Consider the following 10,747-nt stretch of genomic DNA (forward strand, 5'->3'; position numbering starts at 1 on the left):
GTCGCATCTGAGCGAGTGCACACGGGTTGCATGAACCGCACACCCCTATCAGCCGGCTGGAAGCCGTGTGAGGTCGAGGAAACCCGTGTGCACTCGTCGGCACGACACACCCTCAGTCCTGCGCCAACGCCTCGCGCAACACCGCGGCCGTTGCTTCCAACTCGTGCGGACGGCGCGTCAACAACTGCGCAGCGAACTTCAGCTTGTCGCCGCTCCACCGGGGCACCACGTGCATGTGGTGGTGGAACACGGTCTGCATGGCCGCGCGCCCGTCGTTGACGAGCAGGTTGACCCCATCGGCCGCGATGGAGGACTGCCGCATGGCTGCGGCGATCTTCCGCCCCGCCGTGAACACAGCGTCGGCCGACACCGGGTCCAGATCCGCGATGCCCGACGCGTGAGTTCGAGGCACCACCAGCGTGTGGCCACGGGCGAGGGGACGGATGTCGAGGAACGCCACGACGGTGTCGTTCTCGTACACGCGCGACGCGGGTGCGGAACCGTCGACGATGTCGCAGAAGATGCAAGCGGTCACGACACCGGAGCCTAAGGGAGCCGCCTCGAAGTCGAGATCGTGCCGTCTTGACCGTCCTGTGACGCAGGGTTCGTCGTCTTGATCGACGTGTGCCGTGCCACAGCGCGGAGGGCCGTTTCGGTATGAGTTCGCTCACCATCGAGTACCCGCGTCCCATCTGTCTGTGTCGTGGGTTACCTTGCCCATACGTCGTCATCGTCAACCAGCGACCTTCGTCGAGCGCTCGATCAGCACTCCGAGACCACGTCGCCGGTAACCGCACCATCAGAGAAAGACAAAGCATTTGGATACGCCGCAGAGCGTCGGCCCCCTGGTGGGGGTCGTTCGCGAATCAGGCGACGGTGAACGCCGCGTCGCACTGGTCCCCAAGATCGTGTCGTCCCTGACGGGGAAAGGGGTCCGGGTCGTCGTCGAATCGGGCGCCGGCCTCGGGGCGCTCATTCCCGACGACCTGTACACGGCCGCAGGCGCGACCATCGGTGACCCATGGTCCGCCGACGTCGTCGTCAAGGTCGCGCCGCCCAGCGACGACGAGATCGCGAAGCTGAAGTCCGGCTCGACCTTGATCGGATTCCTTGCTCCTCGCAACGCGGACAACAAGATCGCCGCACTGAAGGCCGCCGGCGTGCAGGCGTTTGCCGTCGAAGCCATTCCGCGTATTTCGCGCGCTCAGGTCATGGACGCGCTGTCGTCGCAGGCCAACGTCGCTGGGTACAAGTCCGTTCTGCTCGCTGCGTCGGAGTCGACCCGCTTCTTCCCGATGCTCACCACCGCGGCCGGCACGGTCAAGCCCGCGCTGGTGCTCGTTCTCGGCGTGGGCGTCGCGGGTCTGCAGGCGCTCGCCACGGCCAAGAGACTCGGATCCCGACCGACCGGATACGACGTGCGTCCCGAGGTCGCCGATCAGGTTCGGTCCGTCGGTGCGCAGTGGCTCGATCTCGGTATCGATGCTGCCGGTGAGGGTGGGTACGCACGCGAGCTCACCGACGACGAACGCGCGCAGCAGCAGAAAGCGCTCGAAGACGCGATCAAGGGCTTCGATGTCGTCATCACCACCGCACTCGTCCCCGGGCGCCCGGCACCTCGCTTGGTGACGGCCGCGGCCGTCGAAGGGATGAAGCCGGGCAGCGTCGTCGTCGACCTCGCCGGTGAGACCGGCGGAAACTGCGAGCTGACCGAGCCGGGCAAGACTGTTGTCAAGCACGACGTGACCATCTGTTCGCCGCTGAACCTGCCGGCCACCATGCCGGAGCACGCGAGCGAGCTGTATTCGAAGAACATCTCTGCGTTGCTCGAGCTCATGTTGAAGGACGGCGCGTTCGCGCCGGACTTCTCCGACGAGGTCATTGCGCAGTCCTGCGTGACACGTGTCGTCGAGACACCCAGTAAGGAAGGCGCCTGATGGATTACACAGGCCTGCTCGCCAACATCGGCATTCTGGTGCTGTCCGGCTTCGTCGGATTCGCCGTGATCTCCAAAGTGCCCAACACCCTGCACACGCCGTTGATGTCCGGCACCAACGCCATCCACGGCATCGTCGTGCTCGGCGCGCTGGTGGTGCTGGGCACCGTCGAGAACCCCAGCATCCTGATCCAGATCATCTTGTTCATCGCCGTCGTGTTCGGCACGGTCAACGTGATCGGCGGCTTCGTCGTGACCGACCGCATGCTGGGCATGTTCAAGGGCAAGGCCCCCGAGAAGGTCTCCGCCGATCCGAAGGGCGATGCCTGATGAACAACCTCGTTTCCGTGATGTACATCGTCGCGTTCGGCATGTTCATCTACGGCCTGATGGGCCTCACCGGCCCCAAGACCGCGGTCCGCGGCAACAAGATCGCCGCCGTCGGTATGGCCATCGCCGTGATCGCGACGCTCATTCACATCCGTGACACGTCCAACTGGATCATCATCGTCCTAGGTCTCGTCGTCGGTGTGGTCCTGGGTGTGCCCCCGGCCAGGCGTACCAAGATGACGGCGATGCCGCAGCTCGTCGCGCTGTTCAACGGTGTCGGCGGCGGCACGGTCGCCCTCATCGCGTGGTCCGAGTTCCTCGAGACCAGCGGCTTCTCCGACTTCCACGGTGAGCCCGGGCCGACGTCGCCCGTCATCATCGGCTCGCTCTTCGCAGCGATCATCGGCTCGATCTCGTTCTGGGGGTCGCTGATCGCGTTCCTCAAGCTGCAGGAGACGCTGCCGGGTCGTCCGATCACCGTCGGCAAGCTTCAGCAACCGCTCAACGCGATTCTGCTCATCGCGGCCGTGGCGGCCGCCGTGATCATCGGCATCGGCGCCTCCGACGGCGGCGTCTCGCAACTGTGGATCCTCGTGGTCCTGGTGGCGGCCGGCATTCTCGGTCTGACCGTCGTGCTGCCGATCGGCGGTGCGGACATGCCCGTGGTCATCTCACTGCTCAACGCTCTGACCGGATTGTCCGCTGCGGCAGCAGGTCTGGCTCTCGACAACACCGCAATGATCGTGGCCGGCATGATCGTCGGCGCGTCCGGCACCATCCTGACCAACCTGATGGCCAAGGCGATGAACCGGTCCATTCCGGCGATCGTGGCGGGCGGGTTCGGTGGTGGCGGTGTCGCCGCCGCAGCGGGTGACGGCGGCGAGCGGACCGTCACGGCTACGTCGGCTGCGGACGCCGCGATCCAGATGGCGTACGCCAACCAGGTGATCGTCGTTCCGGGCTACGGACTCGCAGTTGCGCAGGCCCAGCACGCGGTGAAGGACATGGCCAAGCTGCTCGAGGCCAAGGGCGTCGAGGTCAAGTACGCCATTCACCCGGTCGCCGGCCGCATGCCGGGGCACATGAACGTGCTCCTCGCCGAGGCCGACGTGAGCTACGACGCGATGAAGGAAATGGACGACATCAACGACGAGTTCGCTCGCACCGATGTCACTCTCGTCATCGGAGCCAACGACGTCACCAACCCGGCGGCGCGCAACGACCCGAGCTCGCCGATCCACGGGATGCCGATCCTCAACGTCGATCAGTCGAAGTCGGTGATCGTGCTCAAGCGATCGATGAACTCGGGCTTCGCCGGAATCGACAACCCTCTGTTCTTCGCCACGGGAACGTCGATGCTGTTCGGCGACGCGAAGAAGTCTGTGAGCGAAGTGACCGAAGAGCTCAAGGCTCTCTAGTCCCGGTCGCGGGTTGCACCCAGCGCCATCGCGGCCGTGCTGAGCGGATTCTGCCGTTCACGCTCGGCCGCGATGGGCGAGTGCGTCATCACCACCGACGCCAGCGACCACCAGAACCCGACCACGAGCAACGCACCCACCACGGACACGACGCTGGCTGCGGCCGTGATCACCGCCGCGCCTGCCACGGCGAGGATCACGACGCTGCCGAGACCCGCTACCGCCGGTCGCCACCGCCACGCGCAGACCGTGGATGCTGCTGCCACCACGGACGCCGCCGCGATGACAGGTCCGTTCGCCACGGCGGACGGCAGCACCGCATCACCGATCCAGGCGCGCATGGCGGCACCCATCAAGTTCGCACCCAAGGTTGTGAGTAGCACCGCCGCGATCCCGTAATGCAGCTTGCGCACCACAGCGATCACGGTCAGCACCGTCACCGCGAGCAGGACGGACGTCACCTCGAGAGATCCGAGAACGGCCGCCGCGGGTCGGTACAGCGGGGCGAGGAACGTGCGCCCGTGCGGGTAGTCGATTCCGACGGCCGGGAGCACGGCATACAGCGCGATCAGCAGGACTGCGGCGACCGCAGCCGCCGTCCACAGCCGTCGCCGGGTTCCCCGGTACTGAAGTCGAATTCGCTCGGTCGTCGTAGTGCTCACAGGCGCTGATTCTCTCTCACAACTCTGGCAAAACCCTTAGACGGTTCCGACACATGCCTGGCAGTCGGGTTTGCGCGCGTCGGGGACCGGACATCCGCCTCGTATGACAACAGACTTGTACAGCGCATCGGTGACCGCACGAGTCGGCTCCGTGACGTCCAGTGACAACGCATTGGACCTGTCCGTGCACGAGCCGACAGAGTTGGGCGGTCCCGGTGAGGCAACCAATCCCGAACAACTTATGGCCGCAGCGCTCGGCAGCTGCCTCATCGAGTCCTTACGCATCGCGCTCGGGACCACGGGAGAGAGTGTCGACGACGTCACGGTCGATTCGACCGTCACTCTGACCGACTCGGACGGGCCCGGCTACGAGAGCCGGTTCCAGCTGCGCGTGAGCATTCCCAGCGCGTCGAACCCCAGCGATGTGCTGGCCCAGGCAACGTCGATCTGCCCGTTCCTGAAGAGCGTCGACGGCGTCGACGTGGCACTGGCCGGCTAACGCGCCAGGACGGTATCGACCGCAGCGAGGATGCGGTCGGCGTCGGGTAGGTAGTGCTTCTCCAGCCGCGCAGGAGGGTAGGGCGTGTGGAATCCGCCTACTCGCTCGACCGGAGCTTCCAGACTGAGGAAGCACTCGTGGGATACGTGAGCCGCGATCTCAGCGCCGATCCCGACGAAGGTCGACGCCTCCTGCACGGTCACCAGACCGCCGGTCTTACGGACCGACGCGTCGATCGTGGCGTAGTCGATGGGCGAGAGTGACCGTAGGTCGATGACCTCCACGCTTCGGCCTTCGGTTGCCGCGATCTCGGCGGCCTGCAGAGCAGTTCGAACGCGCGACCCGTAGGCGACGATCGTGACGTCGGTACCCGAACGCACGACACGCGCGGCGTCGAGCGGCAACGAGTCGGACATGTCGATATCGCCCTTGTCCCAGTACCTGCTCTTGGGTTCGAAGAAGACCACCGGGTCGTTCGACGCGATGGATTGCTGAATCATCCAGTACGCGTCGGTGGGAGTGCTCGGGGCGACGACGCGCAGACCCGCCGTGTGGGCGAAGTACGCCTCGGGGGACTCCGAATGATGTTCCACTGCACCGATTCCGCCTCCGAACGGGATGCGGATGGTCAACGGAGCCGCGACGAGACCGTCGGTGCGATACCTGATCTTGGCCACCTGCGAGACGATCTGATCGAAGGCGGGATACACGAATCCGTCGAACTGGATCTCGCACACCGGACGCATCCCGCGCAGGGCCATGCCGAACGCCGTTCCGATGATGCCGGATTCCGCGAGCGGCATGTCGAGGACGCGGGTGTTTCCGAAGTCCTTCTGCAGTTCGTCGGTCACCCGGAACACTCCGCCGAGTTTGCCGATGTCGAGTCCCATCAGCAGCACCTTGGGGTCGTTGTCCAGTGCTGCCCGCAGGCCGGCGTTGATCGCCTTTCCCAACGTGGTGTTCATGACAGGGCCTCCGTGTATGCGCTGAACTGCTGTCTTTGAGTGTCGACCAGCGAATGCGGCTCGGCGTAGACGTGATCGAACAGGGACGCTGCCGTCGGGTCGGGTGCCGTGATGGTGGCGGCCCGTAACCGTGCGGCCACGTCGTCGGCCTTCTCGCGTACTTGTTCCTCGAACGCGCTGTCCCACAAACTTTCTCGACGTAGGAGCTCCTCGACGCGGGCGAGCGGGTCGCGTACCTTCCACGCGTCGCGCTCGGCGCTGTCGCGGTAGCGGGTCGGGTCGTCGGAGGTGGTGTGCGGACCCATGCGATACGTCATGGCTTCGACGAACGTGGGTCCGCCGCCCTCGCGTGCACGCTTCGCCGCCATGCGGGTGACGGCGAGGACGGCAAGTACGTCGTTACCGTCGACGCGGAGAGCGGGCATTCCGAATCCTGCTGCGCGAGAAGCCAAGGGGAGGGGACTCTGCACGGTCACCGGCTCGCTGATGGCCCAGTGGTTGTTCTGGCAGAAGAAGACGACGCCGGCGCCGAAGGCCACGGAGAAGGACAGAGCTTCGGAGATGTCACCCTGGCTCGTCGCACCGTCGCCGAAGTAGGCAATGGTGGCGAGCTCGTCACCCTGCAGATGAGCAGCCATCGCGTATCCGGTGGCGTGCAGGCCCTGTGCGCCGACGATGATGGCCGGGTTGGTGATGCCGTACGTCTTCGGATCCCATCCGGCGTGCGCGACACCGCGCCACAACCGTGTGAGGTCTTCCGGCGGGACGCCACGGCAGTAGGCGACAGCGTGTTCGCGGTAGCTGGTGAAGGCGAAGTCCGTCGGCGCGAGGGCCTTGGCCGAACCCACCTGCGCAGCCTCCTGTCCGAGCATGGGCGCCCAGAGGCCGAGCTCTCCCTGCCGCTGCAACGCGGTGGCCTCGGAATCGATCCGCCGGCTGACGACGAGATCTTCGTACAGCGAACGGATGTCGTCCGGGCCGACGTCGGCGACCAGCGCGGCGTACTCGGGGTTGTGCACGCGTCGACCGTCGGGCTGAACCAATTGCACGGGATGAGCGATGTGGTCTCGCATGGTTTGCCTCCGGTCATAGGATTGTGTCCTGATTCACAGCATCCTCGCCTGAGCGAGATGCGCAAGTGATGATCGACGCAGTGCGCAGAAGGCATGTTCTCGGGGTTTTGGTTTGGTCATTTGTGAGCGTCTTGCGCACTTCGATTGGTCGCGCCGAAGGCCGGGCATACTCCGGGCATGGCCGCCCCACTCTGGATCTTCGCCGACCAACTCGGTCCGCACGTGCACTCCACACCCGAACACGTGGACCGCGAGGTGGTCATGGTCGAATCCGCAGGCGCCCTCCGCCGCCGCCCGGCGCACCGACAGAAGGTGCACTTGTTGTTGTCCGGCATGCGACACCTCGCCGCAGAGCTCGGAGATCGGGCAACCTACATCAAGGCCGAGACGTATCGGGAGGCCATCGAGTCGCTCGGACGCCCGGTGATCGTTCACGAGCCGACGTCTCGCGCCGCGGAAGCATTGGTCCGACGGATGCAGGACGACGGGCTCGTGGAGAAGATCCTGCCGATTCCCACGTTCGCCCTGTCCCGAGCGGACTTCGCGGACTGGGCGGGCAACAAGAAGAAGTTCATCATGGAGAACTTCTACCGCGACCAGCGTCGGCGCTTCGACATCCTCATGGAGGGTGAGCTACCGACCGCAGGCGCGTGGAATCTCGATGTGGAGAATCGCGAGAAGCCTCCCAAAGGGCAACGCACACTGGACGTTCCCGCGCCGTGGTGGCCGACCGAGGACGAGATCGACGACACGGTTCGCACCGATCTCGACGCCATGGACATCGAGTGGCTGGGGGAGGACGGTCCGAGGTTGTTCGCCGTCACTGCCGACGAAGCGCAGCAGGCGCTGACCACGTTCGTCGCCGATCGTCTCGACACCTTCGGTCCGTACGAGGACGCCGTGATGGCCGACGACTGGACCATGTCGCATTCGTTGCTGTCGGTCCCGTTGAACATGGGCCTGTTGCATCCGCTCGACGCCGTGCACGCGGCCGAGCAGGCGTACCGAGACGGCAATGCGCCCCTGGCCAGCGTGGAGGGTTTCGTACGCCAGATCATCGGATGGCGCGAGTACGTGTGGCACCTCTACTGGCACCTCGGCGAGGACTACGCGAACCGCAACGAGATGGGCGCGCACACGCCGCTGCCGTCGTGGTTCGCCGATCTCGACGCGGACGCCGTCACCGCGGCCTGCCTGTCGGACGCTCTGCGGGGCGTCCGAGACCGCGGGTGGGTGCACCACATTCCGCGGCTGATGATCTTGGGAAACCATGCGCTGCAACAGGGTTACGACCCGCGTGAGTTGACCGACTGGTACACCGCCAACTTCGTCGACGGATTCACCTGGGTCATGCCGGTGAACGTCGTGGGAATGAGTCAACACGCGGATGGCGGCGTGATCGCCAGTAAGCCCTACAGTTCCGGCGGCGCCTACATCGACAAGATGACGAACCACTGCAAGGGGTGCGCATTCGACCCCAAGAAACGACTCGGAGACGACGCGTGCCCGTTCACCGCGGGATACTGGGCGTTCACGCATCGTCATCGAGAGCGGTTGGGCGGCAACCCCCGTACCTCTCGAGCCGTCAGTTCGATGAACCGGCTGAAAGACCTGGATGCAGTTCTCGAGCAGGAGCGACATCGGGAGAGCTTCTGACCGATCCGACCGGCCTCCGGCCTGCCCGCACGCGATGCGGATAGTCCGGAACGCGATTCTGGAACCGCAGGATGCTCGGGTTCGTGATCACACCGCGCCGGATCTCGATGGCGCGGTCGATGGTCATGTTTGCCGACCACGCCTCCGGCCCCTGCAGGACCGTCGACAGATGGGGCAGAATCGCCTCGCTGATCTCCCACGTCGCCGAGTTCCACAGGAACGACGGTGTGTGATCGACGGCGTAGTAGACGATGTTGTTGCCGACCACGAACGACGGGTCGGTGAAAGACGTGGGGCGAGCCCAACTGAAGCCCATGCCCTCGTCGCACGACACGTCGACGATGAGGCTGCCGGGAGCGAAGGCCTCCAGGTCGTCTTCGGTCAGAAATGTCAGCGGTGAATCCGTATCCTGCAGAACACAATTGACGACGATGTCGCTTTCGGCGAGATAGGGCGCCAGGGCTACCGGCCCGTCGTCGGTGAGCGCTTGGCTCTTCGACGGGTCGTCCGAATCAGGAAGGAAGCTGACGATCTGCGCGCCGTGAATCGGCGAACCGACGGCCGCGACACCGCGGTGAGTCAGTACGCGGACGTCGTCGATCCCATGGGCGTTGAGCGCCGTGACCGCGCCGCGCGCGGTGGCCCCGAACCCGATGACGACGGCGGTGAGCCGACGGCCGTAATCCCCGGTCGAGCCGATGATTTCGAGACCCTGGAGTACCGAGCAGTACCCGGCCAGCTCGTTATTCTTATGGAAGACGTGCAACCCGAAGCTACCGTCGGACTTCCAGTGATTCATCACCTCGAAGGCGATGAGGGTCAGCCGCTTGTCGATCGCGAGCTGAGTGATCTCGGCATCCTGGACGCAGTGCGGCCACCCCCAGACCACCTGACCGTCACGCATCTCGGCCAGATCGCTCGCGAGCGGCTTCGGCAACAGCACGACGTCGCACTGCTCTATCAGCTCTGCGCGCGAACGGATTCCGCACACCAGTGGCTCGAGGTCGGCGTCGGAGATACCGAACCGTTCGCCGTAGCCCCGCTCGAGAAACACGTTCCCGACGATCGAGGGGTCGATACGACGCAGATGTGCCGGGTGCAGCGGCAGCCGGCGTTCGTCCGTCTTGCGGGAATGGGCCAACACCCCGAGGGTGAGACCGGGTGTCACCGCTTCTTGTTGATGGTCGTTGCTGCGTCTTCGGCAACGGCGCCGCCGGCCTTCATCTTCTTGTCGGCCCGCTTCTCCTTGAGAGACTTACCGGCCTTCTTGCTCATGCTGTTTCGGGGTGATTTGTCGGACACGAGTCTGAGCCCCTTAGGTGTGGAGCCTGGACGGCTCCGATAATCGCGACCCTACGCCTGATTCACGGCCGGTAGTTCGCTACAGCTAGCATCGGAGAGATGCGGGTCACAGGCACGGTTGCCATTGTCACGGGAGGCGGTGCCGGCATCGGCGCAGCCATCGCACGAGCCCTCGCAGCGGGCGGCGCGTCCGTCGTCGTGGCGGATCTCGCCGAGGATTCCGCGGTCGCGGTAGCGTCGAGCATCGGCGACAAGGCCGTCGGAATGGGCGGCGACGTCTCCGACCCGGCAGTGATCGACGCGCTCGTCGCCCGGGCCGAGAAGGAGTTCGGTCCGGTCGATCTCTACGTCGCGAACGCAGGCACCGCGGCGGGCATGGGCGTCGACACCCCGGACGATCTGTGGGACATCGCGCTGAACGTGAACGTGCTGGCCCATGTTCGTGCCGCGCGAGCGCTGGTTCCCGGATGGCTCGAGCGAGGCAGTGGGTACTTCCTGTCGACGGCATCCGCGGCCGGACTGCTGACGCAGATCGGGTCGGCCACCTATTCGGTGTCCAAGCACGCAGCAGTCGGGTTCGCCGAGTGGATGTCGGTCACCTACGGCGACAGGGGAATTGCCGTGAGTTGCCTGTGCCCGATGGGAGTCAACACCGCGTTGCTGAACTCAGGATTCGAGACGGATCAGCCCGGTGCGTCGGTGGCCGCCAGTGCAGTCACGCAGGCCGGTGCCGTCCTCGAACCCGACGACGTCGCCCGCGTGGTCATGGAGGCCATCGACGACGAGCGATTTTTGATCCTGCCCCACCCGGAGGTGCTCGAGATGTACCGCCGCAAAGGATCCGATTACGGCCGGTGGATCGGCGGCATGCGGAAGTACCGGCGTGCGCTCGAATCCGGCCAGTGA

At 65.3% G+C, this 10,747-nt stretch carries 11 protein-coding genes; 6 read left to right on the forward strand and 5 right to left on the reverse strand.

The genetic code is table 11. The features are described from left to right. Positions 1–112: 112 nt before the first annotated feature. Positions 113–535 carry an HIT family protein gene (locus IEW02_RS06635; protein ID WP_188543832.1) on the reverse strand — a complete coding sequence of 141 codons (423 nt, stop codon included), beginning with the start codon at positions 533–535 and terminating at the stop codon, positions 113–115. A gap of 283 nt (positions 536–818) precedes the next feature. Here IEW02_RS06635 and IEW02_RS06640 point away from each other — a divergent pair, with 283 nt between their 5' ends. Genes IEW02_RS06640 through IEW02_RS06650 form a run of 3 tightly spaced genes read left to right on the forward strand, consistent with a single transcriptional unit; the run spans position 819 to position 3,684 of the window. Then, a complete protein-coding gene (locus tag IEW02_RS06640; RefSeq protein WP_188543833.1) occupies positions 819–1,937 on the forward strand; it encodes a Re/Si-specific NAD(P)(+) transhydrogenase subunit alpha in 1,119 nt (372 codons plus the stop codon). Continuing rightward, the gene (locus IEW02_RS06645) at positions 1,937–2,266 is read left to right on the forward strand and encodes an NAD(P) transhydrogenase subunit alpha part 2 (RefSeq protein WP_188543834.1); all 330 of its coding nucleotides are present in this window, start codon (positions 1,937–1,939) and stop codon (positions 2,264–2,266) included. The genes IEW02_RS06640 and IEW02_RS06645 overlap by 1 nt, the downstream gene beginning before the upstream one ends. Next, a complete protein-coding gene (locus IEW02_RS06650) occupies positions 2,266–3,684 on the forward strand; it encodes an NAD(P)(+) transhydrogenase (Re/Si-specific) subunit beta (RefSeq protein ID WP_188543835.1) in 1,419 nt (472 codons plus the stop codon). Before IEW02_RS06645 ends, IEW02_RS06650 begins: the two co-directional genes overlap by 1 nt. Here the strand turns inward: IEW02_RS06650 and IEW02_RS06655 are convergent. Further along, complete coding sequence (locus IEW02_RS06655; protein WP_188543836.1) at positions 3,681–4,346, reverse strand: hypothetical protein; 666 nt, start codon at positions 4,344–4,346, stop codon at positions 3,681–3,683. The genes IEW02_RS06650 and IEW02_RS06655 overlap by 4 nt on opposite strands. 103 nt (positions 4,347–4,449) lie before the next feature. Here IEW02_RS06655 and IEW02_RS06660 point away from each other — a divergent pair, with 103 nt between their 5' ends. Beyond that, positions 4,450–4,845, forward strand: a complete 396-nt coding sequence (locus tag IEW02_RS06660; protein ID WP_188543837.1) for an OsmC family protein — start codon at positions 4,450–4,452, stop codon at positions 4,843–4,845. Here the strand turns inward: IEW02_RS06660 and IEW02_RS06665 are convergent. Beyond that, positions 4,842–5,810, reverse strand: coding sequence for an alpha-ketoacid dehydrogenase subunit beta (locus IEW02_RS06665; RefSeq protein WP_188543838.1), 969 nt, complete (start codon positions 5,808–5,810; stop codon positions 4,842–4,844). The two genes, IEW02_RS06660 and IEW02_RS06665, sit on opposite strands and share 4 nt — an antisense overlap. Beyond that, the gene (gene pdhA / locus IEW02_RS06670; RefSeq protein ID WP_188543839.1) at positions 5,807–6,883 is read right to left on the reverse strand and encodes a pyruvate dehydrogenase (acetyl-transferring) E1 component subunit alpha; all 1,077 of its coding nucleotides are present in this window, start codon (positions 6,881–6,883) and stop codon (positions 5,807–5,809) included. Before pdhA ends, IEW02_RS06665 begins: the two co-directional genes overlap by 4 nt. A 177-nt stretch (positions 6,884–7,060) precedes the next feature. Between pdhA and IEW02_RS06675 the strand changes: the two genes are divergently transcribed. Further along, positions 7,061–8,539 carry a cryptochrome/photolyase family protein gene (locus tag IEW02_RS06675; RefSeq protein WP_188543840.1) on the forward strand — a complete coding sequence of 493 codons (1,479 nt, stop codon included), beginning with the start codon at positions 7,061–7,063 and terminating at the stop codon, positions 8,537–8,539. Here the strand turns inward: IEW02_RS06675 and IEW02_RS06680 are convergent. Beyond that, positions 8,469–9,707, reverse strand: coding sequence for a N(5)-(carboxyethyl)ornithine synthase (locus IEW02_RS06680; protein WP_229745811.1), 1,239 nt, complete (start codon positions 9,705–9,707; stop codon positions 8,469–8,471). The two genes, IEW02_RS06675 and IEW02_RS06680, sit on opposite strands and share 71 nt — an antisense overlap. 233 nt (positions 9,708–9,940) lie before the next feature. Here IEW02_RS06680 and IEW02_RS06685 point away from each other — a divergent pair, with 233 nt between their 5' ends. Further along, positions 9,941–10,747, forward strand: a complete 807-nt coding sequence (locus IEW02_RS06685; protein WP_188543841.1) for an SDR family oxidoreductase — start codon at positions 9,941–9,943, stop codon at positions 10,745–10,747.

The organism is Rhodococcoides trifolii (assembly GCF_014635345.1).
GTDB classification, from domain to species: domain Bacteria; phylum Actinomycetota; class Actinomycetes; order Mycobacteriales; family Mycobacteriaceae; genus Rhodococcoides; species Rhodococcoides trifolii.

What these genes read in the sequence shown, in the direction of transcription:
- IEW02_RS06645 (WP_188543834.1), top strand. Translation starts at nt 1,937, where the DNA reads ATGGATTACACAGGCCTGCTCGCCAACATCGGCATTCTGGTGCTGTCC.
- IEW02_RS06650 (WP_188543835.1), top strand. Translation starts at nt 2,266, where the DNA reads ATGAACAACCTCGTTTCCGTGATGTACATCGTCGCGTTCGGCATGTTC.
- IEW02_RS06660 (WP_188543837.1), top strand. Translation starts at nt 4,450, where the DNA reads ATGACAACAGACTTGTACAGCGCATCGGTGACCGCACGAGTCGGCTCC.
- IEW02_RS06665 (WP_188543838.1), bottom strand. Translation starts at nt 5,810, where the DNA reads ATGAACACCACGTTGGGAAAGGCGATCAACGCCGGCCTGCGGGCAGCA.
- pdhA (WP_188543839.1), bottom strand. Translation starts at nt 6,883, where the DNA reads ATGCGAGACCACATCGCTCATCCCGTGCAATTGGTTCAGCCCGACGGT.
- IEW02_RS06675 (WP_188543840.1), top strand. Translation starts at nt 7,061, where the DNA reads ATGGCCGCCCCACTCTGGATCTTCGCCGACCAACTCGGTCCGCACGTG.
- IEW02_RS06685 (WP_188543841.1), top strand. Translation starts at nt 9,941, where the DNA reads ATGCGGGTCACAGGCACGGTTGCCATTGTCACGGGAGGCGGTGCCGGC.